The sequence below is a fragment of the Streptomyces sp. NPDC001536 genome, from assembly GCF_042894505.1.
Classification (GTDB): domain Bacteria; phylum Actinomycetota; class Actinomycetes; order Streptomycetales; family Streptomycetaceae; genus Streptomyces.
Genome location: NZ_JBIAVQ010000019.1, coordinates 80,677 through 103,642, shown reverse-complemented (window position 1 = coordinate 103,642; position 22,966 = coordinate 80,677). Strand labels below are relative to the sequence as shown.

Here is a 22,966-nt window from a genome sequence, read left to right as displayed (position 1 = left end):
ACTCCCCGAAAGGGAGGCCCACCCCATGACCGACACCACCACCACAGCACCGCCCATCGACGGCGCGGCCCTGCTCGATGAGATCGAAGCGTTCCACCGGCGCTTCAACGTCTTCCCCACCGAACACGCCTATGTCGCCGTGACGTTGTGGGACGCGCACGCGCACCTGATGGACGCCCTCGACGGCACCGCCCGCATCGCCTTCCTCAGTCCCGAACCGGGCTCGGGGAAGTCCCGGGCGCTGGAGATCATCGAGACCCTCACGCCCCGCGCGGCGACCACCGTCAACGCCTCCGCCAACGCCCTGTTCCGGCTCGTATCGGCGGACGAGGGCACCCCCACGCTCCTCTTCGACGAGATCGACACCGTCTTCGGGCCCAAAGCCGGCGGGAACGAGGAGGTCCGCGGGTTCCTCAACTCCGGCTACCGGCGCGGCGCCAAGTCCCTGCGCTGCATCGGGGAGGGCTCGGACCAGAAAGCGGCGTTCCTGCCGTCGTTCTGCGCGGTCGCCATGGCCGGACTCGGCTCCCTCCCGGACACGATCCTGACCCGCTCCGTCATCATCCGCATGCGCAAGAAGGCGCCCAACGAGAAGTGCGAGCCCTACCGGCGGCGCATCCACGAAAGGCAGGGCCACGCCTTGCGCGACCGGCTCGCGGAGTGGACTGCGACGCTGCACGACCAGGTCGCCGAAGCCTGGCCGGAGATGCCCGAGGGCGTCACCGACCGGCCCGCAGACGTGTGGGAGCCCCTGCTCGCGGTCGCGGACGCGGCCGGCGGGCACTGGCCCGAACGGGCCCGCGCGGCCTGCGTGGCGCTCATCAAGGCCGCATCCGAGGGCGATCAGGCGTCGCTGGGGGTGCGGCTGCTGACCGACCTGCGCGACAAGGTGTTCTGCGGGGTGGACCGGATGCCCACCGCGGCCATCCTGGAAGTCCTCCTCAACCTCGATGACGCCCCGTGGGCCGACATGAGCGAGGACGGACAGGGCATCAAGCCGCTCACCGCCCGCGCTCTGTCCAAGCTGCTGAGCCAGTACGTGCGCCCCGACAACAGCCCCATCAAGCCCCGCGGCATCCGCGTCGGCGCCACGACCCCCAAGGGCTACTACGCGGAAGACCTCCACGACGCCTGGAACCGGTACTGCCCCCCGGACCCCCAGAAGTCCGCAACGTCCGCCACATCCGCAACATCGCAGGTCAGCGGGGGTGAAGTTGTGGCGGAAGACCCTTCCGGCAGCCGCCACATGTCTGCGGAAACCGGCACACGCCAGCTCCGCATCGCCGGCTGACCAGCCGCGCCGGATAGCTGCCGCCGCCCACCCGCGTGGCGGCAGCTATCCGCAACACAAACGGCATCCGCCACAGATTCAAGCCGCTGACCAGCGATGTTGCGGCGTGGCGGATGTTGCGGATTCCCGAAGGGGCTCACCGCCTCTTCTTCGAGCTTCCTTCTGTCCCAAGGAGATCTCGACATGGCCGCCTCTTCCCGCCGACCCACCTCCCCCAAAGACGAACTACTGCCGCTGAGTGACGCGCTGACCGAACTCGGCATCACCCGTGCCACCTGGTACCGCTGGCGCAACCGCGGCTACGGACCGGAGGCGAAGCGCACCCCTACCGGTCGTATTTGCGTGCGTCGGAGTGCCCTGAACGCCTTTCTCGACGAAATGGACGCTGCGTGACCGAGTGGAGCTACACCGTCAAGATCTGGGCCATCCGCAAGCGCGACTACCGGAAGCCCTATCAACTCCGCTGGAAGGTAGGCCTTCACCCGCACTCGGAGTCGTTCCTCACGCTGGGCCTGGCGGAAAGCCGCCGGGCCCAGCTCATCACCGCCGCGCGCGAAGGCGAGCCGTTCGAAGTCGCAAGCGGCTTGCCCAAGTCCATGGTCACGAAGAAGCGGGACATCTCGTGGTACGAGCATGCCCGCAACTACATCGCGATGAAGTGGGACGACTCCCCTGCTTCCACACGGCGAACGCTCGCCGAAGCTATGGCCAGCGTGACCCCGACGTTCGTGAAGGACACCAAAGGTATGCCGGACCCCAGGGTGGTCCGCACCGCGCTCTACAGCTGGGCCTTCAACAAGAACCGTTGGGAGGAGGACACCCCCGCCGATGTGGCCAAGGTGTTGGACTGGTTCAAGCGCAAGTCACTTCCCACGTCCGCGCTCTCTGACCTCGTTCTCGTGCGGACCAGCCTCCGCGCGATCTCCAAGAAGCTGGACGGCAAGACCGCGGCCCCAGGAACCATCAGCCGAAAGCGCGCGATCTTCTACAACTCCCTTGAGTACGCGGTAGAGGCCGAACTCCTTCCCGACAACCCACTCACCCGCATCAAGTGGAAGGCACCGGAGCAGGTCGTCGAGGAGGTAGACCCGGCTTGCGTACCGAACCCCGAGCAGGCGGCTGAGCTACTGCTCGCCGTACAAGAGCAGAGCCCACGTGGTCGCCGTCTCGTGGCGTTCTTCGCCTGTATCTACTACGCCGCCGCCCGGCCGGCGGAAGTCATCGGGCTACGGTTCAAGGATTGCGACCTGCCACGCCGTGGGTGGGGGCTGCTCAGGCTTCGGGAGACCCGCCCCCGATCGGGCACGGCCTGGACGGATAGCGGTGAGGCGCACGACCGGCGGGGGCTGAAGCACCGGCCCCGAAAGGCGGTCCGACACGTGCCGATCCCACCGGTACTGGTCGCACTCCTGCGGTGGCACGTCACGGCGTACGGCACTGCCCCAGATGGTCGGCTCTTCCAGACCATGCGAGGTGGACTCGTTCAGGACACCGGATACGGCGAAGTCTGGGCTGAAGCTCGCACGCGCGCCCTCACGTCGTCGGAGTTCGAGTCGACATTGGCCAAGCGGCCGTATGACCTTCGCCACGCTGCGGTGTCCACATGGCTCAGTTCTGGTGTGGAACCTCAGCTCGTAGCAGCGCGCGCCGGTCACAGCGTGGCGGTGCTCTTCCGGGTGTACGCCAAGTTCCTCAAGGACGGCGACGAGGCCGCCAACGCCAAGATCTCTGCCCGGCTGGAGAGGCGGGGGTGACGGGCGGGAAATCCCGTCCACGCCCCGTCCACACAGTCCGAGACGGAGCGTTCGAACACGAGACAGGGCGAGACAGCTCGTAGATCAGCACGACGCAAGAAAAGGGCCCCGTGGCCTGCGCTTAGCGCAGGCCACGGGGCCCTTTTTCCCGTGTGGCGGCGCCAGGATTCGAACCTGGGAAGGCTGAGCCGGCAGATTTACAGTCTGCTCCCTTTGGCCGCTCGGGCACACCGCCGGGGTTCGCTGCCCTTCGAACCGTCTTTCGGCGGTGCTCCGTGGCAACGACGTAAACAATACCCGATGTGGAGGGGTGCTTCGCCACCCGATTGATCAGCGCTCCGGGGGCGTGGGGTGGCTAGGCTTGTCCGGATGCGGCCCGGGGACTGTACCGGGCTCGGCGGCTGCCCCACCTACGCCGATACGCACCCGATACGCCCCCCGATACAAGGAGCCACAGGACATGGCCGACTCCAGTTTCGACATCGTCTCGAAGGTCGAGCGGCAGGAGGTCGACAACGCCCTCAACCAGACCGCCAAGGAGATCTCCCAGCGCTACGACTTCAAGGGCGTGGGCGCCTCGATCTCGTGGTCCGGCGAGAAGATCCTCATGGAGGCGAACTCCGAGGACCGGGTGAACGCTGTCCTCGACGTCTTCCAGTCCAAGCTGATCAAGCGCGGGATCTCGCTGAAGGCGCTGGACGCCGGTGAGCCGCAGCTGTCCGGCAAGGAGTACAAGATCTTCGCGTCGATCGAGGAGGGCATCTCCCAGGAGAACGCGAAGAAGGTGGCGAAGATCATCCGTGACGAGGGTCCGAAGGGCGTGAAGGCCCAGGTCCAGGGCGACGAGCTGCGCGTCAGCTCGAAGAGCCGTGACGACCTGCAGGCCATCATCGCCCTGCTGAAGGGCAAGGACCTCGACTTCGCCGTCCAGTTCGTGAACTACCGGTGAGCGACGCCTGATTCGGTCGCGCGAGGAAGCACGCGGAAGTACGAGGAAGGGTGGGCACCTGGCCGGTGCCCACCCTTCTCGCCTGCTGGCTGCGGTTCGGGGGCGTGCTCAGTTGCGCGAGTTGCCGAACAGGATGCGGTAGCCGACCAGGAGGACGAGTGAGCCTCCGATCGCGGCTGCCCAGGTGGTGCCGTCGTAGAAGTTCTTGGTGATCGGATGGTCCAGCCAGCGGGCCGATATCCAGCCGCCGATGAACGCGCCCGTGATGCCGATGAGGGTCGTACCGATGAAGCCGCCCGGGTCGCGGCCCGGCAGCAGGAACTTGGCGATGGCCCCGGCCAGAAGTCCCAGGATGATCCAACCGATGATGCTCATGCCCTGAACCTGCCCTTCCGCGCTGTGTTCGCACTGTCCCGGACCTGTGATCTTGATCCCGGCCGACTGTGCGCTCACGGGTCGTACGTGGTGCGTTCGTCTCCTGGCACCGGCACTTGTTCGTGCCGTGTTGCTGAAGAAGACGTCACGGATGCACCCGCCGGTTGCACCGATCAGTAGGGTGCGGCGCATGACACCCTCCGGCTCCCCCTCCGAGCTGCGACGCACCCTGGGCGTGGGGGACGCCGTGGTCATCGGGCTCGGCTCCATGGTCGGGGCCGGCATCTTCGCCGCCCTGGCACCCGCGGCCCGCGCGGCCGGTTCCGGGCTGCTGCTCGGGCTCGCGGTCGCAGCCGTGGTCGCCTACTGCAACGCCACCTCGTCGGCACGGTTGGCCGCCCTGTATCCCGCCTCGGGCGGCACGTATGTGTACGGGCGCGAGCGGCTCGGTCCGTTCTGGGGCTATCTGGCGGGCTGGTCGTTCGTGGTCGGCAAGACGGCCTCCTGTGCGGCGATGGCTCTCACCGTGGGCGCGTACGTCTGGCCGGGGCAGGCGCACGCCGTGGCGGTCGCGGCCGTGGTGGCGCTGACCGCGGTGAACTACGGCGGGGTCCAGAAGTCCGCCTGGCTCACGCGGGGAATCGTGGCGGTCGTGCTGGCTGTCCTCGCTTCCGTGGTGGTCGTGTGTCTGGGATCCGGGACGTCCGAGGCCGGGCGGCTGGACAGCGGGGCCTCGGGGGGCCTGGGAGGGGTGCTGCAGGCCGCCGGTCTGTTGTTCTTCGCGTTCGCCGGGTACGCCCGGATCGCGACCCTCGGGGAAGAGGTACGGGATCCCGCGCGCACCATCCCGCGTGCGATCCCGCTGGCTCTGGGCATCGCCTTGGGCGTGTACGCGTGTGTGGCGGTGGCCGTCCTTTCCGTGCTGGGGGCAGAGGAGTTGGGTCAGGCGGGCGCGCCGCTGGCCGATGCGGTGCGGGCTGCCGGCGTGCCAGGGCTGGTGCCGGTGGTGCGGGTGGGTGCCGCCGTGGCCGCGCTGGGGTCGCTGCTCGCCCTGATCCTGGGCGTCTCGCGGACGACTCTGGCCATGGCCCGTGACCGGCATCTGCCCGGCGCGCTGGCGGCCGTGCATCCGCGATTCCAGGTACCGCACCGGGCGGAACTGGCCGTGGGCGCGGTGGTCGCGGTCCTGGCCGCCACGGTGGATGTGCGGGGCGCTATCGGGTTCTCCTCCTTCGGTGTGCTGGCCTACTACGCGGTGGCCAACGCCTCGGCCTGGACGCTCGGTTCCGCTCCGACGGCGCGGGTGGTGCCCGTGGTGGGGCTTCTCGGGTGCGTGGTGCTGGCGTTCGCGCTGCCGGGGGTCTCGGTGGCCGTAGGTGCGGGTGTGCTGATGGCGGGTGTGGTGGCGTACGGCGTACGGCGGTGGATGGCGGCGCGGTGAAGCGGCGTACGCCGACGGACGAGGCGGCGGACCTCGCCGGGGCAGTCCTTGGCGCCTACGTACTCCAGGTCCGCCGTCAGACCGCGTGTGTACGGATGGCGGGCCCAGCGAGCTGCCGGACGGATATGTACGCATGGCGAAAGCCGGTGTGGTCATGGGACTCGGGGGAAGCGTGGGCCCACGGGCGGGCGTAACGCATCCCGGCGTTCCCCAGCGCTCGCAACTGCTTGTTCGCGGTCATGAGTTCATGATGCGGGCCGCCACTGACAATCGAGCGGGCCTGTGGACAACCATCAGGCTGTGGAAAACCCCGCGCCGAACCGGCGTTCGGCCTACCAGCGCGAGGAGAACGGCTGGTCGGTCCGCACGATCTCGCGGCCCAGCGGAAGCAGCGAGACCGGGATCAGCTTGAAGTTGGCGATGCCGAACGGGATGCCGATGATCGTGATGCACAGGGCGATGCCGGTGACGATGTGGGCCAGGGCCAGCCACCAGCCCGCGAGAACCAGCCACAGCACGTTGCCGACGCAGGAGGGGGCGCCGGCGTCGCGGCGTTCGACCGTCGTGTACCCGAAGGGCCACAGGGCGTAGACGCCGATTCGGAACGCGGCGATGCCAAAGGGGATGCCGATGATCGTGATGCACAGCAGCACGCCGGCGAGCAGATAGCCGAGGAACAGCCAGAAGCCGCTCAGCACGAGCCATATGACGTTCAGGATGGTTTTCACTGGTGGCGACCTGCCATCTTCTCGAGGCGGGCAATGCGGTCCGCCATCGGCGGGTGCGTGGAGAACATCTTCGAGAATCCCTGACCCGGGCGGAAGGGGTTCGCGATCATCATGTGGCTCGCGGTCTCGATACGCGGCTCGGGGGGCAGCGGAAGCTGCTTGGTGCCCATCTCGAGCTTGCGCAGTGCGCTGGCCAGGGCCAGGGGGTCGCCGGTCAGCTGGGCGCCGGACGCGTCGGCCTCGTACTCCCGGGAGCGGCTGATGGCCAGTTGGATGAGGCTCGCGGCGAGCGGACCCAGGATCATGATGAGCAGCATGCCGAGAATGCCGGGGCCGTCGTCGTCGTTGGAGCGGCCGATGGGGATCAGCCAGGCGAAGTTGACCAGGAACATGATCACGGAGGCGAGGGCGCCGGCCACGGACGAGATCAGGATGTCGCGGTTGTAGACATGGCTGAGCTCGTGGCCGATGACGCCGCGCAGTTCGCGTTCGTCGAGGAGGCGCAGGATGCCTTCGGTGCAGCAGACCGCGGCGTTGCGCGGGTTGCGGCCCGTGGCGAAGGCGTTCGGGGCTTCTGTCGGGGAGATGTACAGGCGCGGCATGGGTTGGCGGGCCTGGGTGGAGAGTTCGCGGACCATGCGGTAGAGCGCGGGGGCCTCGAACTCACTCACCGGGCGGGCGCGCATCGCGCGTAGCGCCAGCTTGTCGCTGTTCCAGTACGCGTACGCGTTGGTCCCCAGGGCGATCAGGACCGCGACCACGAGCCCCATACGGCCGAAGAAACTGCCGATGACGATGATGAGTGCGGACAGTCCCCCGAGGAGTACTGCGGTCCTGAGCCCGTTGTGCCGGCGGTGCACGGTACGCCCTCCAAATCGTGCAGCAGGGGAACCCTTTGCTTGCTGATCTGCGGTCCTTCTGGTGTCTCCACCAGTGGACCCTCCTGTTCTGGTCAACGCCAGGCGAGAGCGGCTAGTTCCCTTGTGCGTGCGGAGGCGGGCGTGGGCCGTCCGGGTGAGGGCTCGGGAGTTGTCCGGCCGTGGGCTCAGAAGAGCCCGGTGTCGGTGAAGCGCAGGATCAGCTGGGGCGCGCCCGACAGGGCGATTCCGAGGACGCCGGTGAGGGCCATCGCCGCGGTGAGCGGGGCCGGGATCCGGTGCTGTACGGGCTCACCTTCTGGGGCGCGGAACAGCAGGGCCGTCCATTGGAGGTAGTAGAAGAGCGCGATCACGACGTTGGCTGCCATGACCACGGCGAGCCAGCCGAGGCCCGCGTCGACGGCCGCGGAGAAGACGGTGACTTTCGCGAAGAGGCCGATGATGCCCGGCGGCAGTCCGGCGAGGCAGAGCAGGAAGAAGGCCAGGAGGAGGGCGGCCAGGGGGTTCGTGGCATAAAGGCCGCGGTAGTCGGTGAGACGGTTGAGGGCTCTCGTACGCCCCACCAGGGCGGCCACCGCGAAGGCGCCGAGGTTCACGGCGGCGTACATGAGGGCGTAGGCGACGGAGGAGCCGATGGAGCGCTCGGCGTCGTCGGTGTACGCGGCGGCGGCGATCGGCACGAGGAGGTAGCCGGCCTGGCCGACGGAGGACCAGGCGAGCAGCCGTACGGCGCTGTACGCGCGCGTGGGCTGCTGTCGGAGGGCGCCGACGTTGCCGACGGTCATGGTGAGGGCGGCCAGTGCCGCGAGCGCCGGGCCCCAGACGTCGGCGTACGACGGGAGGGCGACGACCGTGACGAGGATCAGGCCGGAGAAGCCGACCGCTTTGCCGACGACCGACAAGTAGGCGGCGATCGGGAGCGGCGCCCCTACGTAGGTGTCCGGGACCCAGAAGTGGAAGGGCACGGCGGCCGTCTTGAAGGCGAAGCCGACGAGGGTGAGGACGACGCCGGTCTGGGCGAGGGTGTGGAGCTGGCCGTCGACGTTCTGGATCCGGTCGGCGATCTGGGTGAGGTAGAGGGTGCCCGTGGAGGCGTACACGAAGCTGATGCCCATGAGGCTGACCGCGGTCGCGGTGACCGAGGACAGGAAGAACTTCAGGGCCGCTTCGGAGGACTTGCGGTCGCCGTGGCGCAGGCCGACGAGCGCGAAGGCCGGCAGGGAGGCGACCTCCAGGGCGACGATCAGGGTCGCCAGGTCCCGCGAAGCGGGCAGGAGGGCGGCACCGGCGGCGGAGGAGAGCAGCAAAAACCAGTACTCCCCTTCGGGGAGTCCCTTGTCGGCGTCCTTGAGGGCGGTGACCGACAGGAGCGCCGCCAGCAACGCTCCCCCGAGCACCAGGAGCTGGAGGACGAGGGTGAAGCGGTCCGCGGTGTAGCTGCAGACGTCGGGCGTGCCGGTCAGGCAGAAGGTGGCGCGGTCGCCGTCCAGGAGGGGCAGCAGCATCGCGGTGGAGGCGGCCAGACCGGCGACGGACAGCCAGCCGAGCAGCGCCTTCTTGCCGTCGCCTACGAAGAGGTCGGTGACGAGGACGACGAGGCCGACGACCGCCGCGATGGTGGGCGGTGCGATGGCGAGCCAGTCGACGGACTGGACGAGGTTCGCGGCCATCGGCTGGGCCAGGGAGGCCAGGGAGCTCATCGGGTGCCTCCTGCGAGCAGCTGCTGTACGGCCGGATCGGTCAGGCCGAGGAGGGCCTTAGGCCACAGACCGGCTACGACGGTGAGGGCGACGAGCGGTGTCCAGGCAGCGAACTCGTACGTCTGGACGTCGGCGAGCTTCGGGGCGTCCTGCGGTACGGCGCCCATGCAGACACGGCGGACCACGACGAGGAGGTAGGCGGCCGTGAGGAGGGTGCCGAAGGCCGCGATCGCCATGAAGGTGAGGAACGCCGGGCGGCTGAGGCCCTCAGCGGGGTCGAACGCCCCGAACAGCGCCAGCATCTCGCCCCAGAACCCGGCGAGGCCCGGAAGTCCGAGGGAGGCGACCGCGGCGAACGCGAGCAGGCCGCCGAGACGTGGGGCCTTGCCGTACAACGCGGCGCCGGTCTGTTCGGCGAGGGCGTCGAGGTCGGTGCTGCCCGTGCGGTCCTTCAGCGCGCCGACCAGGAAGAACAGGAGGCCGGTGATGAGGCCGTGGGCGACGTTGGCGAACAGGGCGCCGTTGACACCGGTCGGGGTCATGGTGGCGATGCCGAGCAGGACGAAGCCCATGTGGCCGACGGAGGAGTAGGCGATGAGGCGCTTGAGGTCGCCCTTCGCGCCCTGCTTGGCGAGGGCCAGGCAGGCCAGGGATCCGTAGATGATCCCGACGACGGCGAAGGCGGCGAGGTACGGCGCGAAGTCGCGGAAACCGTCGGGGGCGATCGGCAGCAGAATGCGGACGAACCCGTACGTACCCATCTTCAGCATCACGCCGGCCAGCAGGACCGAGCCGACGGTCGGTGCGGCGGTGTGGGCGTCCGGCAGCCAGCTGTGCAGCGGCCACATCGGGGTCTTCACCGCGAGCCCGATCCCGATCGCCAGAACGGCGATGACCTGCACGGATGAGGTGAGGGACCGGCCGTTGTCAGTGGCGAGTGCCACCATGTCGAATGTGCCCGCCTTGATCCCGATCAGGAGCAGGCCGAGCAGCATGACGACCGAACCGAGCAGCGTGTAGAGGATGAACCGCCAGGCGGCCTGCGTCCTGCCCTCGCCGCCCCAGCGGGCGATGAGGAAGTACATCGGGATGAGGACCATCTCGAACGCGAGGAAGAACAGCAGCAGATCGAGGACGGCGAAGGTCGCGAGGGTGCCGGACTCGAGGACGAGCAGCAGCGCGACGAAGGCCTTCGGGGTCGGGCCCGCGGGCATCTTGAAGTACGAGTAGAGCGCGCACAGGAAGGCCAGCAGCGCGGTCAGGACCAGAAGGGGGAGGGAGATGCCGTCGATGCCGAGGTGGATCCGCACGTCGAGTGCGGGGATCCAGCTGATGTCGGTCGTGGCCTGCATCTTCGACGGGTGGTCGTGGTCGAAGCCGAGCGCGAGGACGACAGCGGCGATGAGGATCACGCCGGTCACGCTCACGCCGTGCCGCAGCACCGCCTGCTCGGGCGACTTCCCCTTCAGTCCCGGCGGGGCGGGCAGGAGAGCGGCGACGGCGCCGAGGAGCGGGCCGACGACGACGAACGCCAGAAGGAACTGCATCACGGACTCGTTGATATCGATCACGCCTGCTCACGCTCCCGTGGCGACGAGGACGGCGGCGACCACCAGGACGACGGTGCCGGCGAGCAGCGCGCTCACATAGGTCTGCACATTGCCGGTCTGGGCACGGCGTACGGCCGCGCCCAGCAGCCGGGGTAGAGCGCCCGCACCGCGTACGTAGGTCTCGACGACCTCACGGTCGAGGAACCGGACGAGGGTGGCACCGGCCTGGACCGGGCGGACGAAGAGAGCCGAGTACACGGCGTCGAGGTGGAAGCCGACGGCCGCGTGCCGGTGCAGCGGGCCGAGCAGGAGGCGGCCCGGGTCCGACGGGTCGGGTGTGTAGGCCACGTCTCCGTAGGCGGGCTCGTGGCTGGCGATGGCCTCGGCCTCGACGAGCCCGGCGTCACCGTCCGGGTGGGCGGCGACCGCGCCCAGCGGGGCTCGGGCGGCGAGCGTGGTGGTGTGCCGCCAGGCGGCGTAGGTGACGATGCCGCCGACCAGGGCGACGCCCGTGCCGACGACGGACGTGGTGAGGGTCGGCGCGAGGTCACGGCCGTCGAACCAGTCCGGGAGCACGCGGTAGGCGAATCCGCCGACGGCGAGGGACGGGATCGCGAGCACCCACAGGACCGTGGTCATCGTGAGCGGCTGGCGGCCGTGGTCGGGGGCCTCGACGCCCCGGCCCTGGAAGGCCAGCAGCCACAGGCGCGTCGCGTACGCCGCGGTGAGCAGGGCCGTGAGCAGGCCGGCGAGGAGGACTACCCAGCCGGCGGCACCGGGGGCGTGCTCGGTGTGGCCGGTGGCGACGTGCTCGGCGGCGCCGAGGACGGACTCCTTGGAGAAGAAGCCGCTGAAGGGCGGGATCGCTGCGAGCGCGAGGAGCGCCACGGTCATCGTCCAGAAGGCGTCCGGCACGCGGTCGCGGAGGTGGCCCATGCGGGACATGGCGGCCAGCGAGTTGGTGCCGGCGGCGTGGATGATCACGCCGGCCGCGAGGAACAGCAGCGCCTTGAAGGCGCCGTGCGACAGGAGGTGGAAGACGGCGGCCCCGCGGTCGCCGACGGCGAGGGCGCCGGTCATGTAACCGAGTTGGCCGATCGTCGAGTAGGCGAGGACGCGTTTGATGTCGTCCTGGGCGAGTGCGGCGAGCGCCGAGCCCGTCATCGTGACGGCGGCCATCACGGCGAGGACGACCATCGCGGCCTGCGAGGCCTCGAAGACCGGGAGGAGACGGGCGATGAAGTAGACACCGGCGGCGACCATGGTCGCGGCGTGGATGAGCGCGGACACGGGCGTCGGGCCCGCCATCGCGTCCGGGAGCCAGGTGTGCAGCGGGAACTGCGCCGACTTGCCGGCCACGCCCGCCAGGAGCAGCAGGGCGATCAGGGTCGGGTGGTCGAGCCCGCCGTGTGCGACGGCGCCGAGCACCTTCGTGATGCGGAAGGACCCGGCGTCGGTGGCGAGCGCGAACAGGCCGATCAGGAACGGGACATCGCCGAGCTTGGTGACCAGGAAGGCCTTGATGGAGGCGGCGCGGGCCTCCGGGGTCTCCCAGTAGTGGCCGACCAGGAAGTACGAGCAGATGCCCATGATCTCCCAGCCCACCAGCAGCACCATCAGGTCGCCGGAGTAGACGACGAGGAGCATCGCGGCGGTGAAGAGGGAGACGAGGGCTGCGTAGGAGGGATAGCGCGGGTCGTCGCGCAGATAGCCCGTCGAGTAGATCTGCACACAGGTGGCGACGAGGCCGACGAGCACGGCGACCAGGGCGGCGAAGCCGTCGATGTGCAGGGCGAGTTCGATGGGGATCGAGCCGGTGGGCGTGAGCTCGGTGGCGGCGTTCACTGCCTCGTCGCCGCCCTGGCGTACGGCGACCACGGCGGCCAGTACGAGGGAGGCGAGCGTCGGCAGGACGGCGAGCGGGCGGACGAAGCCGGGTGCCGTGCGGCCCAGGAGCAGGCCGGCGGCCGCGCCCAGGAACGGAAGGAGGGGGACGAGGACGGCGAGGGTGGTGGTGGTCACGCGGTGGCCTCAGCCTTCTCGGCCGCGGGGGCGTCGGAGTCGTCGGCGTGTTCGGGCTCGTGGCCCTCGGCGGTGTCGCGGAGTTTGTCGATGTCCGCGGTGCCGCGGTTGCGGTGGACGGCGAGGACGATCGCCAGGCCGATGCCGATCTCGGCGGCGGCGATGGCGATGGTGAACAGGGTCAGGGCCTGACCGGAGTGGAGGGTCTCCTCGGCGGCCTTGCTGAGCCAGACGTCGAAGGCGACCAGGTTGAGGTTGACGGCGTTGAGCATCAGCTCGACCGACATCAGGACCAGGATCGCGTTGCGGCGCGCGAGGACGCCGTACAGGCCGGTGCAGAACAGGAGGGCGGAGAGTACGGCGGGATAGGCGAGGTGCATCAGCGGGCGCCTTCCTGCTCGGCAGGGGTGCCGGGCTCGGCCGGGGCGGTGCGCGCGGCAGGGGCGCTGGGCTCGGCCGGTTTGGTTCGCTCGACCGCTCTGTTTCGCCCGATCGTGTGATTACGGGAATTCGGGGCGGATGGGGAACTACCGGTCGCGGGCCGGGAGTTCACAGGGGGAGAGCTCGACTCCGCCTTCGCCTTGCGGGACAGGACGATCGCGCCGACCAGTGCGGCGAGGAGAAGGACGGAGAGGGCCTCGAAGGGGAGGACCCAGTTCTGGAAGAGGCTCGCTCCGGTGGCCTCGGTGGAGCCGGCGGCGGGGCCGTCCAGGTCGATCCACGTCGCGCGGAAGGCGTCGACGACGACCCACACCAGGGCTGCGGCCGAGGCGACGGCGACTGTGAGGGCGGCCCAGCGGTTGCCGGAGTCGGCGTCCGGGGAGCGGCCGATGGGCGCCTTGGTGAGCATCAGACCGAAGAGGAGGAGAACGACGACGGAACCCACGTAGATGAGGACCTGCACCCAGGCGATGAACTCCGCGGTGAGCAGGAGGTACTCGACGGCGAGACCGCCGAGGGTCACCACCAGCCACAGGGCGGCGTGCACCAGCTGCCGGGTGGTGACGGTGACGATGGCGGCGCCGAAGGTGACCAGGCCGACGAGGAGGAAGGCGATCTCGACACCGGTCGGCGAGAGGAAGCCGTGGGTCTCGGTGGCCGCGGTGGTCACGGTGGCGTGAGCCTTGGCCAGCGTGGCGTGTGCCGTGGTGGCGGTGGCTGCGGCGAGGGTCATGACGTGCCTCCCTCGGGTGCGGTGGGCCCGGTCGACGGCCCGGACTGGGGCTCGGTCGGTTCGGCCTGGGCGGCTGCCAGTTTCTCGGCGGTCTTGCGGGCGGCCGCGATCTCCTTCGGCTCCTCGGCGGCCGGGTCGAGGGCAGGCGGGGCCGGGACGGTCCACATCCACTCGCGGAGCTTGTCCCGCTCGTGGGTGAGGTCGCGGATGTCGGTCTCGGCGTACTCGAACTCCGGGGACCAGAACAGAGCGTCGAAAGGACACACCTCGATGCAGATACCGCAGTACATGCACAGGGAGAAGTCGATGGCGAAGCGGTCGAGGACATTGCGGCTGCGCTCGCGTCCGCCGGGGGCGGCGGCCGGGACCGTCTCCTTGTGCGAGTCGATGTAGATGCACCAGTCCGGGCACTCCCGGGCGCACAGCATGCAGACCGTGCAGTTCTCCTCGAACAGGCCGATGACACCGCGGGTGCGGGGCGGGAGGTCGGGCTGGACGTCGGGGTACTGCTCGGTGACGGTCTTCTTCGTCATCGTCCGGAGGGTGACGGCCAGGCCCTTGGCGAGGCCGGAGCCAGGAATGGGGGCCACTAGGAGATCACCACCTTGACGATGCCGGTGAGGGCGATCTGAGCGAGGGAGAGGGGGACGAGGAGGGTCCAGGAGAGCTTCTGGAGCTGGTCCTCGCGCAGGCGGGGATAGGTCACACGCAGCCAGATGACGAGGAAGGCGAGGATCGCGGTCTTCAGCAGGGTCCAGACCCAGCCGAGGCCGTCGGCGCCCCACGGGCCGTGCCAGCCGCCCAGGAAGAGGACGGTGGTCAGGCCGCACAGGACGACGATTCCGGCGTACTCGGCGAGGAGGAACAGCGCGAAGCGGAGGCCGGTGTACTCGGTGTACGCGCCGAAGATGATCTCCGAGTCGGCGACCGGCATGTCGAAGGGCGGGCGCTGGAGTTCGGCGAGGCCGGCGACGAAGAAGACGATCGCGCCGACGATCTGCCAGGGCAGCCACCACCACTCGAAGGCGTCGACGATGCCGGGGAGGGAGACCGTGCCGGCCGCCATCGCGACGGAGGCGGCGGTCAGGAGCATCGGGAGCTCGTAGGCGAGGAGCTGGGCGGCGGTGCGGAGGCCGCCGAGGAGGGAGAACTTGTTGGCGCTGGCCCAGCCGGCCATGAGTGAGCCGAGGACGCCTACGCCCATGACGGCCAGGACGAAGAAGACACCGGCGTCGACGACCTCGCCGACGGCGCCCTCGCCGGGGCCGATGGGGATGGCGAGGAGGACCAGGAGGTAGGGCAGGAGGGCGACTGCGGGGGCGAGTTGGAAGATACGGCGGTCCGCGCCCGCGGGTACGACGTCTTCCTTCTGCACGAACTTGACGCCGTCCGCGACGAGTTGGGCCCAGCCGTGGAAGCCGCCGGCGTACATGGGGCCGAGGCGGCCCTGCATGTGAGCCATGACCTTGTGTTCGGTCTGGCCGACGATCAGGGGGAAGGTGAGGAAGACGACGAAGACGATCAGGAGTCGCAGGGCGACGTCGAGAGCGTCGTTCACTGCGGGCCTCCTGCGGGGTTTTCGGGAGTTGCGGGGTCTTCGGGCGCTTCAGGGTCTTCGGGCTTTCCGGAGGTTCCCGTGGGTTCTTCGGGGGCGGGGGTCGCGGTGGGCGGGGCCTTCGGCTCACCCGTCGGCTCCGGGCGCGGCTTGGCCTCCGGCTCCGGCTCCGGCTCCGGCTCCGGCTCAGAATCCGGCTCGGGTTTCGGGCGCGGCTGAGTCACCGGCTCCGAACCGGGGGGCAGCTCGGCCTGCGGGCGCGGTTCGGCCTCCGGTCGAGGGGACTGCGGCGCCATGGGCGGTTCGGGCGCCGTGGGTGGTTCGGGCTCGGTGGACGGTGCGGGCGCAGTGCGTGGTTCGGGCTCGGTGGACGGTGCGGGCGCAGTGCGTGGTTCGGGCTCGGTGGACGGTGCGGGACCCGTGGGCGGTTCGGTGTCCCGTCGGGCCTCGGTGTCCCGTCGAGGCTGGGGCTCGGGTCGGGTCTCGGGCTCCGGGAGCGGGTTGGCGTCGGCCTTTCGGTCGGTTGCCGGCTCGTCGAAGGCCGGGCGGGCGTGGTGCCACGGGGCGTCGGGGCTGCGGGGGGCCGTGGAGGGCTTCGGGGGCGCAGCCTCGGCACTCGGCGGTGGGGTCTCGGTGCTCGGGGGTGTGGTCTCGGTGCTCGGGGGTGTGGTCTCGGTGCTCGGGGTGTCCCCGGTCCGGGTGGGCGATGCCTGGTCGTCGGGCGTGGTCCGTTGGGTCGCCGAGCCGTCCGAGGCGCTGCGGGATCGGCGTGGGCCGGAGGGGGCGGTGCCCGGTCCGGGGCGCTGGGACGACGAACCCTCGCTCGCGCTTCGCGCACGGCGCGGACCGGCTGGGGTGCCGGTGCCCGACGGAGAGTCGTCGGTTCCGGGGGTTGGGGGTTCGGGGGTCGCGGCAGTCTGGCTGGCGGACCCCTCCGCCGCAGTGCGCGCGCGACGTGGTCCGGTCGCCGTGCCTGAAGACGCGGGCGCCTCCGGCCGGCCTGCCGAGCCCTCAACAGCCGCGGCCTCGGCACGACGCGGACCAGCAGTCGGTGCCGCCGTTGGCTCGGCCTGACTCGCCGAACCCTCCGACGCCGTACGGGCGCGACGTACCGGGCGTTCGCCGGCCGCACGGGCCGGACGTTCTCCCGCTGCCGCGGCTCCCGCTCCCGCCGCTCGGGCTCCGGCGGCTCGGGTGGGGCGGGTCGGGGCCGGGGGGAGTTGGCCCTTCAGGGGGCCCCATTCGTTCGGGTCGGGGACGCCTGGGGGGAGCATCTGGCGGCGTTTGGGGCCGCCGTGGTCGGACTCGCCCGGTTCCTTGGCGCCGGGCCAGGCCTTGGCGACCCGGGCTGCGAGGACGAAGTCCTTGCGCAGGGGGTGGCCCTCGAAGTTCTCGGGGAGGAGGAGGTGGTCAAGGGCGGGGTGGCCCTCGAAGACGACGCCGAACATTTCATGCGTCTCGCGTTCGTGCCAGGCCGCGCCCGCGAAGACGCCGACGGCGCTGGGCAGGGTCGGGGACGCGTGCGGGATGGTGGTGCGCAGCAGCAGTCGTCGTACCGGCGACAGGGCCGCGACGTGTGCGGCGACGCGGAAGCCCGTGCCCGGTTCGTCGACCGCGCTCAGCCAGTCGAAGTAGGTGCAGCCCAGTTCGTCGCGTGCCGTCTCCAGTGCCGTGATCCAGGATGCCGGCGGCACGTCCACCGTCAGGACCTCGTACGACTCCTCCGCAGCGGCCTCCGCGCCGAAGAGTTCCTCGGCGGGGGCGGGCAGCCAGCCGACCGCGGTCATCGTTCCTCCCCGGAGGCCGGACCGTCGTCGGACGAACCGGAAGCCGAGCCCGAGGCGGGGTCGGACGTCGCACCCGGGGCCGGATCAGAAGCCGTACCCGAAGCCGCACCCCCACCCGCAGTCGAACCGGAAGCCGGGCCTGAGGCCCCGCCCGACGCCGAGCCCGAACCCGACCCCTCACCCGCACCCGACCCAGACACCGAGCCCGAGCCCGAGCCCGAGTCCGCACCCGACCCAGGAGCCGAGCCCGAGCCCGATCCCGCATCCGCCCCGGAAGCCGATTCCGCCCCCGTCCCGGCCACCGACCCCGGCCCCCCGCCCGAAGCCGACCCGGCCGCCACTCCCGAACCCGTCCCCGAACCCGCGCTCGAAGCCGCCCCGGGCCCCTCCCCCGGCCCCCGCACCAACCCACTCTCCAGCGCAGCCACAGACGCCCGCCCCCCGCTCACCCCGTACCGCTCCCCCAGCGACTCGCGGGCGATCTTCTCCTGGAGTTTGAGGATTCCCTGGAGGAGGGCCTCGGGGCGGGGTGGGCAGCCGGGGACGTAGACGTCGACCGGGATGATCTGGTCGACGCCCTTCGTGACGGAGTAGGAGTCCCAGTACGGGCCGCCGCAGTTGGAGCAGGCGCCGAAGGAGATGACGTACTTGGGCTCCGGCATCTGCTCGTAGAGGCGCTTGACCGCGGGGGCCATCTTGTCGGTGACCGTGCCCGAGACGACCATGAGGTCGGCCTGGCGGGGGCCCGGTGCGAAGGGGATCACGCCGAGGCGGATGAAGTCGTGGCGGGCCATCGACGCGGCGATGAACTCGATGGCACAGCAGGCGAGCCCGAAGTTGAAGACCCAGAGGGAGTAGCGGCGGCCCCAGTTGAGGACCACCTTCATCGGCTCGGGGGCGAGGCGGGCGAGGGCGCCCAGCCGCTTCGGCTCGGGGAGCAGCACCGGTTCCGAGGGGGTCACGTCCATGTCAGGACGCCCTTCTTGTATGCGTACAGCAGACCCACGGCCAGGAAGCCGAGGAAGATGAACATCTCTACGAGTGTGGCCGCGCCGTAGCCGGGGGCGGCGAAGACCGTGGCCCACGGGAACAGGAAGATCGAGTCGACGGCGAAGATGACGTAGAGGAAGGCGTAGACGTAGTAGCGGACCTGGGTGTGGGCCCAGCCCTCGCCGACGGGGTCGACGCCGCACTCGTAGGTCAGCAGCTTCTCGGGGGTCGGGACGACAGGGCGCAGCAGGCGGCCCGCGCCGAAGGCGACGGCGACGAACAGCACGCCGACGACGGCGAGCAGTCCGACGACCGAGTACGACTGGAAGTAGTCCGCCGCAACGACGACGGTCGACCCGACGGTCGGTTCCGGCACGTCCGTCCCCTCGCTCCCTGTGAACACACCGAAGATCGCTGGACACCCGCTGTTCGACGATCTGTACGCACGGGAGTCTAGGGCCTGCTAAAGAGACCGTAAGCGGCCCGTCACGGCTGAACCTGCCGGGGTGGGGTTTTCCCCAGGGGATCGCGGCGGTCTGCCTCATGGCGCCGCGGCGCGTCGCGCGGCACGCTAGCCCATATGACCGAACGCCCCAGACACTTCCCGGCACGGAAAGCCGAGGCCACCGCGCCGCTTCCGCCGGTCCGGTTCGCCTACGACGCGCACACCTGGAAGGAGATCGCGCATCTCCTGGTCAATCTTCCGGTGGCGTTGCTCGGATTCGTCTATGCGACGACGGTGCTGTTCACCGGCTTCATGCTGACGGTGACCGTGATCGGGTTCCCCGTGCTCGCGGCCGGGCTGATGGGCGCGCGGAAGCTGGGCGCGATGGAGCGGGCGCGGGCTCGCGGACTGCTCGGGGTGCGGATCGACGAGCCGAGTCCGCTGCCGCTGAAGAGCAGCAACTCGGGCTTCTTCCAGCAGCTGTGGATGATGCTGAAGGACCCGGTGGGCTGGCGCACGATCCTGTACGACTTCATCCGGCTGCCGTGGGGCATCCTGACCTTCACCATCACGCTGACGTCGTTGTTCGTGCTGTGGCCGGTGCTGCCGTTCATCGCGCGGGGCCTGACCAACGCCGACCGGGCGATGGTGCGCGGACTGCTGTCGCCCTCGGACGAGTTGGAGCGGCGGATCGCCGAACTGGAGTCGGACCGTGGGGTCGTGGTGGACGCGGCCGCGTCCGATCTGCGGCGCATCGAGCGCGATCTGCACGACGGGGCGCAGGCCCGGCTGGTCAACCTGGCGATGGGGCTGGGTCTGGCGAAGGAGAAGCTCCTGGAGGATCCCGACTTCGCGGCGGCGATGGTCTCGGAGGCGCACGGCGAGGTGAAGCTCGCGCTCCAGGAGCTGCGGGATCTGGCGCGGGGCATCCATCCCGCCGTACTCACCGACCGCGGGCTGGATGCCGCCCTGTCCTCTGTCGCCTCGCGCTGCACGGTGCCGGTGAAGGTGACGGCCGATCTGAACGCCAGACCGGCCGCGGCCATCGAGGGCATCGCCTACTTCACGGTCTCCGAGCTGCTGCAGAACATCAGCAAGCACAGCGGGGCGAGGACCGCGTCGGTGGATGTGTGGCGCACGGAGGACCGGCTGCTCATCCAGGTGTGGGACGACGGCCGCGGCGGTGCCCGCCTCGACGGCGGCACCGGCATGCAGGGTCTCGCGGAACGTCTCGACGCCGTCGACGGCCTGTTCGTCATCGACTCCCCGCCGGGCGGTCCTACGACGGTGACGGCGGAGCTCCCGTGGCGGGACCGGTCGTTCGACACCGGCCGCAGGTGACGCGGGGCGGGCCGGGGTAGGGAAAACCCCCCTTCCAAGACGCCGACGGACTCCATGGTCCGCCGACCTGCGGCCCAGCAGGGTGGAGGTACGACAGCGACACGACACTCCAGGCACCCCGGGCGGGGGACGAGAGAAGGACGACGCCGATGGCCACGGACTACGGACAGAGCTACGGGTTCCTCGACGAGGGGACGCGGCGGCGCCGGCTGCCGACGGGGCTGCGGGCGCCGTTCGAGGGGCGGACCTGGCGGGAGTTCGGATATGTGCTGCTGAGCCTGCCGATCAGCATCGTGCTGTTCACGTACGCCGTCGCGATGGTGTCGATCGGTGCCGGGCTGCTGGTGACGTTCCTCGGGATTCCGGTCCTCGCGGCCGGGCTGGCCGGGTGCCGGGGGTTCGGGGCGCTGGAGCGGGCGCGGGCGCGGGGGCTGCTGGGGCTCGATGTGGCCGATCCGGAGCCGCTGAGGATGCGGGGGAACGGTTTTCTGGCGTGGATGGGGGCGGTCCTGAAGAGCGGCACGTCCTGGCGGACGCTGCTGTACGCGGTGATCCATCTGCCGTGGGCGGTGTTCTCGTTCGTCGTCGCCGTGAACTTCTGGGCGTACGGGTGGGCGCTGCTGACGTATCCGCTGTGGTTCTGGCTCTTTCCGGTGTACGGCGGTCAGGACGGGCTTCAGCTCTACGGCGACGAGACCCACCACATCTACCTCGACAACCCCTTCGAGATCGGTGTGACCGCGCTGATCGGACTGCTGTTCACGCTGGCCACGCCGTGGATCGTGCGGGCGCTGACGATGGTGGACCGGGTGATGGTGCACGGGCTGCTCGGGCCGTCCCGGCTGGCCACGCGCGTGGTGGAGCTGGAGTCCGACCGGGGGGTCGTGGTGGACACGGCGGCGGCGGATCTGCGGCGGATCGAGCGCGATCTGCACGACGGGGCGCAGGCCCGGCTCGTGGCGCTGGCGATGGATCTGGGGCTGGCGAAGGAGAAGCTCGCGGAGGATCCGGAGGCCGCGGCGCGGATGGTGGACGAGGCGCACGGTGAGGTGAAGACGGCGCTTCAGGAGCTGCGGGATCTGGCGCGGGGGATTCATCCGGCGGTGCTGACGGACCGGGGGCTGGATGCGGCGTTGTCGTCGGTGGCGTCGCGGTGCACGGTGCCGGTGCAGGTGGAGGTGGATCTACCGGCGCGGCCGGCGCCGGCGATCGAGGGGATCGCGTACTTCACGGTGTCGGAGCTGCTGCAGAACATCAGCAAGCATTCGCGGGCGACGTGGGCGGCCGTGGATGTGTGGCGGGTGGAGAACCGGTTGATGCTGCAGGTCGTGGACAACGGGGTGGGGGGTGCCGATACGGCTGCGGGGTCCGGGCTCGGGGGGCTGGCGGAGCGGCTGGGTGCGGTGGACGGGATTCTGGTGGTGGATTCGCCGGTGGGCGGGCCTACGCGGGTGACGGCGGAGTTGCCTTGGCGGGGGGAGCGGGCGTTGGGGTGAGCGGGGTGCGTGTGGGGCGGCGGGGGGGCTTGTTTCGCCCCCGCCGCCCTTACCCGTTCCCATCCCCAGGGGCGCCGCCCCTTCCACCCCGTCCCTGGGGGCTACGCCCCCGGACCCCCATCGGCCCGAAGGGCCTCGTCCTCAAACGCCGGACGGGCTGACAAGACCCTCAGCACCGCCTCCCCCAGCCCGTACTCCTCCGTCACCTCGATCCGTACGTCCCCGGAGGCGACCAGGTCCAGGGCGCTCAGCGCATGTCGCCCCAGCGCCCGGGCCGGCTGGGCCGCGACGCCGCCGACGCCGCCGACTCCGCCCGCCGCCTCCAGTCCCGTCACCGTCTCGCCCTCCGGCTCCCCGAAGTCCCCCGAGTCAGTGCTGGACCTCGCCGTAGTAGGCGACGCGGATCAGAGGTTCGCCGGGGCCCGGGACCGGGCTCGGGAGGTCCGTGAGTCGCAGTGCCTCCGGGCCGCCGGTCTCCTCGAACGCGATCGCCCGCATGGGCCTTCCCCCTCGATATCGGCATCGGATGATCGACAACAGGCCTTGCGAGGGGCCGGAACCCGCCGTGTCATGCACGTATTCCCATTGATTCCTGTCGCCCCGGCGCACCGGGCCGTGAATGCTGGAATGCTGGACCACGCCCACCGGGGAGGCGGGCGCGGAGGCGGGCTGTGGGGGGCCGAGGATCGTGGAGGACAGGGTGCGGGTGGTCATCGCCGAGGATTCGGTTCTGCTCAGGGAGGGGCTGACCCGGCTGCTGACCGACCGCGGGCACGACGTCGTCGCCGGGGTCGGCGACGGGGAGGCACTGGTCAAGACCATCACCGAGCTGGACGCGCAGGGGGAGCTGCCCGACGTCGTCGTCGCCGATGTGCGGATGCCGCCGACGCACACCGACGAAGGGGTGCGGGCCGCCGTACAGCTGCGCAAGGCTCATCCCGGACTCGGGGTCCTGGTGCTGTCGCAGTACGTGGAGGAGCGTTACGCGACGGAACTGCTCGCCGGTTCCAGTCACGGCGTCGGCTATCTCCTCAAGGACCGGGTAGCCGAGGTTCGTGAGTTCGTGGACGCGGTGGTACGGGTCGCCGAGGGCGGTACGGCGCTGGATCCAGAGGTCGTCGCACAGCTGCTGGGTCGCAGCCGCAAGCAGGACGTGCTCGCGGGACTCACCCCGCGGGAGCGGGAGGTTCTGGGGCTGATGGCGGAGGGGCGGACGAACTCGGCGATCGCGCGGCAGCTCGTGGTGAGCGACGGCGCCGTCGAGAAGCACGTCAGCAACATCTTTCTGAAGCTGGGCCTCTCCCCGAGTGACGGGGATCACCGACGTGTTCTTGCGGTCCTCACCTATCTGAACTCCTGAAGCCCTGACACCGTGTCAGCCATATGAGTGACACCCGCTCAGCGGGTCCAGAACCGAACGTGAGCGGGGAGCGTCTTGTAGGGAAGCGCCGGGGGGCGAGTAAATCATGACAAGTCAGGGCGGCGGATCG

At 70.2% G+C, this 22,966-nt stretch carries 22 protein-coding genes, 1 tRNA gene and 1 pseudogene; 8 read left to right on the top strand and 16 right to left on the bottom strand.

Annotation, left to right across the window (positions count from 1 at the left end):
* The first annotated feature begins 25 nt into the window (after positions 1-25).
* From ACFY0U_RS38925 to ACFY0U_RS38915, 3 genes are all read left to right on the top strand, one after another.
* Entirely contained in the window at positions 26-1,291 is a 1,266-nt protein-coding gene (locus ACFY0U_RS38925) for a DUF3631 domain-containing protein (RefSeq protein WP_388644218.1), read from the top strand.
* Between the two features lie 183 nt (positions 1,292-1,474).
* Positions 1,475-1,684 carry a helix-turn-helix transcriptional regulator gene (locus tag ACFY0U_RS38920; RefSeq protein WP_388644216.1) on the top strand — a complete coding sequence of 70 codons (210 nt, stop codon included), beginning with the start codon at positions 1,475-1,477 and terminating at the stop codon, positions 1,682-1,684.
* A complete protein-coding gene (locus ACFY0U_RS38915) occupies positions 1,681-3,045 on the top strand; it encodes a tyrosine-type recombinase/integrase (protein ID WP_388644215.1) in 1,365 nt (454 codons plus the stop codon). The genes ACFY0U_RS38920 and ACFY0U_RS38915 overlap by 4 nt, the downstream gene beginning before the upstream one ends.
* A gap of 153 nt (positions 3,046-3,198) precedes the next feature.
* Here the strand turns inward: ACFY0U_RS38915 and ACFY0U_RS38910 are convergent.
* A tRNA-Tyr gene (locus ACFY0U_RS38910) sits at positions 3,199-3,280 on the bottom strand.
* 225 nt (positions 3,281-3,505) lie between these two features.
* Here ACFY0U_RS38910 and ACFY0U_RS38905 point away from each other — a divergent pair.
* A complete protein-coding gene (locus ACFY0U_RS38905) occupies positions 3,506-3,994 on the top strand; it encodes a YajQ family cyclic di-GMP-binding protein (RefSeq protein WP_171146768.1) in 489 nt (162 codons plus the stop codon).
* A 108-nt stretch (positions 3,995-4,102) separates the two neighbouring features.
* On the opposite strand, the gene ACFY0U_RS38900 is transcribed toward ACFY0U_RS38905, so the two are convergent.
* On the bottom strand, positions 4,103-4,369 hold the full coding sequence (locus tag ACFY0U_RS38900) for a GlsB/YeaQ/YmgE family stress response membrane protein (protein WP_388644213.1): 267 nt from the start codon (positions 4,367-4,369) through the stop codon (positions 4,103-4,105).
* Positions 4,370-4,559: 190 nt separating this feature from the next.
* On the opposite strand from ACFY0U_RS38900, the gene ACFY0U_RS38895 reads away from it, so the two are divergent.
* Positions 4,560-5,810, top strand: a complete 1,251-nt coding sequence (locus ACFY0U_RS38895) for an APC family permease (protein ID WP_388644212.1) — start codon at positions 4,560-4,562, stop codon at positions 5,808-5,810.
* A 332-nt stretch (positions 5,811-6,142) separates the two neighbouring features.
* Here the strand turns inward: ACFY0U_RS38895 and ACFY0U_RS38890 are convergent, their stop codons facing one another.
* The 12 genes and pseudogenes from ACFY0U_RS38890 to ACFY0U_RS38835 form a co-directional block, all read right to left on the bottom strand.
* The gene (locus tag ACFY0U_RS38890) at positions 6,143-6,538 is read right to left on the bottom strand and encodes a YccF domain-containing protein (protein WP_388644211.1); all 396 of its coding nucleotides are present in this window, start codon (positions 6,536-6,538) and stop codon (positions 6,143-6,145) included.
* Positions 6,535-7,398 (bottom strand): zinc metalloprotease HtpX, encoded by an 864-nt coding sequence (htpX, locus tag ACFY0U_RS38885; protein WP_388644209.1) that lies wholly within the window; start codon positions 7,396-7,398, stop codon positions 6,535-6,537. The genes ACFY0U_RS38890 and htpX overlap by 4 nt, the downstream gene beginning before the upstream one ends.
* A gap of 185 nt (positions 7,399-7,583) precedes the next feature.
* Entirely contained in the window at positions 7,584-9,116 is a 1,533-nt protein-coding gene (locus ACFY0U_RS38880; protein WP_388644207.1) for an NADH-quinone oxidoreductase subunit N, read from the bottom strand.
* Entirely contained in the window at positions 9,113-10,687 is a 1,575-nt protein-coding gene (locus ACFY0U_RS38875) for an NADH-quinone oxidoreductase subunit M (RefSeq protein ID WP_388644205.1), read from the bottom strand. Before ACFY0U_RS38875 ends, ACFY0U_RS38880 begins: the two co-directional genes overlap by 4 nt.
* A 6-nt stretch (positions 10,688-10,693) precedes the next feature.
* Positions 10,694-12,688 carry an NADH-quinone oxidoreductase subunit L gene (locus ACFY0U_RS38870; RefSeq protein ID WP_388644202.1) on the bottom strand — a complete coding sequence of 665 codons (1,995 nt, stop codon included), beginning with the start codon at positions 12,686-12,688 and terminating at the stop codon, positions 10,694-10,696.
* Positions 12,685-13,068, bottom strand: a complete 384-nt coding sequence (gene nuoK / locus ACFY0U_RS38865) for an NADH-quinone oxidoreductase subunit NuoK (protein WP_388644201.1) — start codon at positions 13,066-13,068, stop codon at positions 12,685-12,687. Before nuoK ends, ACFY0U_RS38870 begins: the two co-directional genes overlap by 4 nt.
* Positions 13,068-13,862 carry an NADH-quinone oxidoreductase subunit J gene (locus ACFY0U_RS38860; RefSeq protein WP_388644198.1) on the bottom strand — a complete coding sequence of 265 codons (795 nt, stop codon included), beginning with the start codon at positions 13,860-13,862 and terminating at the stop codon, positions 13,068-13,070. The genes nuoK and ACFY0U_RS38860 overlap by 1 nt, the downstream gene beginning before the upstream one ends.
* The gene (locus tag ACFY0U_RS38855) at positions 13,859-14,452 is read right to left on the bottom strand and encodes a NuoI/complex I 23 kDa subunit family protein (protein WP_388644196.1); all 594 of its coding nucleotides are present in this window, start codon (positions 14,450-14,452) and stop codon (positions 13,859-13,861) included. The genes ACFY0U_RS38860 and ACFY0U_RS38855 overlap by 4 nt, the downstream gene beginning before the upstream one ends.
* Positions 14,452-15,420 (bottom strand): NADH-quinone oxidoreductase subunit H, encoded by a 969-nt coding sequence (locus ACFY0U_RS38850; protein WP_388644193.1) that lies wholly within the window; start codon positions 15,418-15,420, stop codon positions 14,452-14,454. The genes ACFY0U_RS38855 and ACFY0U_RS38850 overlap by 1 nt, the downstream gene beginning before the upstream one ends.
* Positions 15,417-17,204, bottom strand: a complete 1,788-nt coding sequence (locus ACFY0U_RS38845) for an NADH-quinone oxidoreductase subunit C (protein ID WP_388644190.1) — start codon at positions 17,202-17,204, stop codon at positions 15,417-15,419. The genes ACFY0U_RS38850 and ACFY0U_RS38845 overlap by 4 nt, the downstream gene beginning before the upstream one ends.
* 329 nt (positions 17,205-17,533) lie before the next feature.
* Positions 17,534-18,172: pseudogene (locus ACFY0U_RS38840) on the bottom strand (NADH-quinone oxidoreductase subunit B); the annotation flags it as partial.
* Positions 18,163-18,570: an NADH-quinone oxidoreductase subunit A gene (locus ACFY0U_RS38835; RefSeq protein ID WP_171146557.1), complete on the bottom strand. Its 408-nt coding sequence runs from the start codon at positions 18,568-18,570 to the stop codon at positions 18,163-18,165. The gene ACFY0U_RS38835 and the pseudogene ACFY0U_RS38840, both read right to left, overlap by 10 nt.
* A gap of 204 nt (positions 18,571-18,774) precedes the next feature.
* Here ACFY0U_RS38835 and ACFY0U_RS38830 point away from each other — a divergent pair, with 204 nt between their 5' ends.
* The gene (locus ACFY0U_RS38830; protein WP_388644189.1) at positions 18,775-19,980 is read left to right on the top strand and encodes a sensor histidine kinase; all 1,206 of its coding nucleotides are present in this window, start codon (positions 18,775-18,777) and stop codon (positions 19,978-19,980) included.
* Positions 19,981-20,129: 149 nt separating this feature from the next.
* The gene (locus ACFY0U_RS38825; RefSeq protein ID WP_388644187.1) at positions 20,130-21,476 is read left to right on the top strand and encodes a sensor histidine kinase; all 1,347 of its coding nucleotides are present in this window, start codon (positions 20,130-20,132) and stop codon (positions 21,474-21,476) included.
* A 101-nt stretch (positions 21,477-21,577) separates the two neighbouring features.
* Here ACFY0U_RS38825 and ACFY0U_RS38820 read toward each other — a convergent pair whose 3' ends face one another.
* Together ACFY0U_RS38820 and ACFY0U_RS38815 are read right to left on the bottom strand one after the other, a co-directional pair.
* The gene (locus ACFY0U_RS38820; protein ID WP_388644186.1) at positions 21,578-21,811 is read right to left on the bottom strand and encodes a hypothetical protein; all 234 of its coding nucleotides are present in this window, start codon (positions 21,809-21,811) and stop codon (positions 21,578-21,580) included.
* A gap of 34 nt (positions 21,812-21,845) precedes the next feature.
* A complete protein-coding gene (locus ACFY0U_RS38815; protein ID WP_388644184.1) occupies positions 21,846-21,974 on the bottom strand; it encodes a hypothetical protein in 129 nt (42 codons plus the stop codon).
* Between the two features lie 202 nt (positions 21,975-22,176).
* Between ACFY0U_RS38815 and ACFY0U_RS38810 the strand changes: the two genes are divergently transcribed.
* Positions 22,177-22,836: a response regulator transcription factor gene (locus tag ACFY0U_RS38810; protein WP_346779923.1), complete on the top strand. Its 660-nt coding sequence runs from the start codon at positions 22,177-22,179 to the stop codon at positions 22,834-22,836.
* Positions 22,837-22,966: the final 130 nt, after the last annotated feature.

Coding starts and splice junctions, on each gene's coding strand:
- nuoK (WP_388644201.1), bottom strand. CDS start 13,068: ATGCACCTCGCCTATCCCGCCGTACTCTCCGCCCTCCTGTTCTGCACC.
- ACFY0U_RS38825 (WP_388644187.1), top strand. CDS start 20,130: ATGGCCACGGACTACGGACAGAGCTACGGGTTCCTCGACGAGGGGACG.
- ACFY0U_RS38905 (WP_171146768.1), top strand. CDS start 3,506: ATGGCCGACTCCAGTTTCGACATCGTCTCGAAGGTCGAGCGGCAGGAG.
- ACFY0U_RS38830 (WP_388644189.1), top strand. CDS start 18,775: ATGACCGAACGCCCCAGACACTTCCCGGCACGGAAAGCCGAGGCCACC.
- ACFY0U_RS38900 (WP_388644213.1), bottom strand. CDS start 4,369: ATGAGCATCATCGGTTGGATCATCCTGGGACTTCTGGCCGGGGCCATC.
- ACFY0U_RS38925 (WP_388644218.1), top strand. CDS start 26: ATGACCGACACCACCACCACAGCACCGCCCATCGACGGCGCGGCCCTG.
- ACFY0U_RS38880 (WP_388644207.1), bottom strand. CDS start 9,116: ATGAGCTCCCTGGCCTCCCTGGCCCAGCCGATGGCCGCGAACCTCGTC.
- ACFY0U_RS38895 (WP_388644212.1), top strand. CDS start 4,560: ATGACACCCTCCGGCTCCCCCTCCGAGCTGCGACGCACCCTGGGCGTG.
- ACFY0U_RS38920 (WP_388644216.1), top strand. CDS start 1,475: ATGGCCGCCTCTTCCCGCCGACCCACCTCCCCCAAAGACGAACTACTG.
- ACFY0U_RS38815 (WP_388644184.1), bottom strand. CDS start 21,974: ATGCGGGCGATCGCGTTCGAGGAGACCGGCGGCCCGGAGGCACTGCGA.
- ACFY0U_RS38860 (WP_388644198.1), bottom strand. CDS start 13,862: ATGACCCTCGCCGCAGCCACCGCCACCACGGCACACGCCACGCTGGCC.
- ACFY0U_RS38845 (WP_388644190.1), bottom strand. CDS start 17,204: ATGACCGCGGTCGGCTGGCTGCCCGCCCCCGCCGAGGAACTCTTCGGC.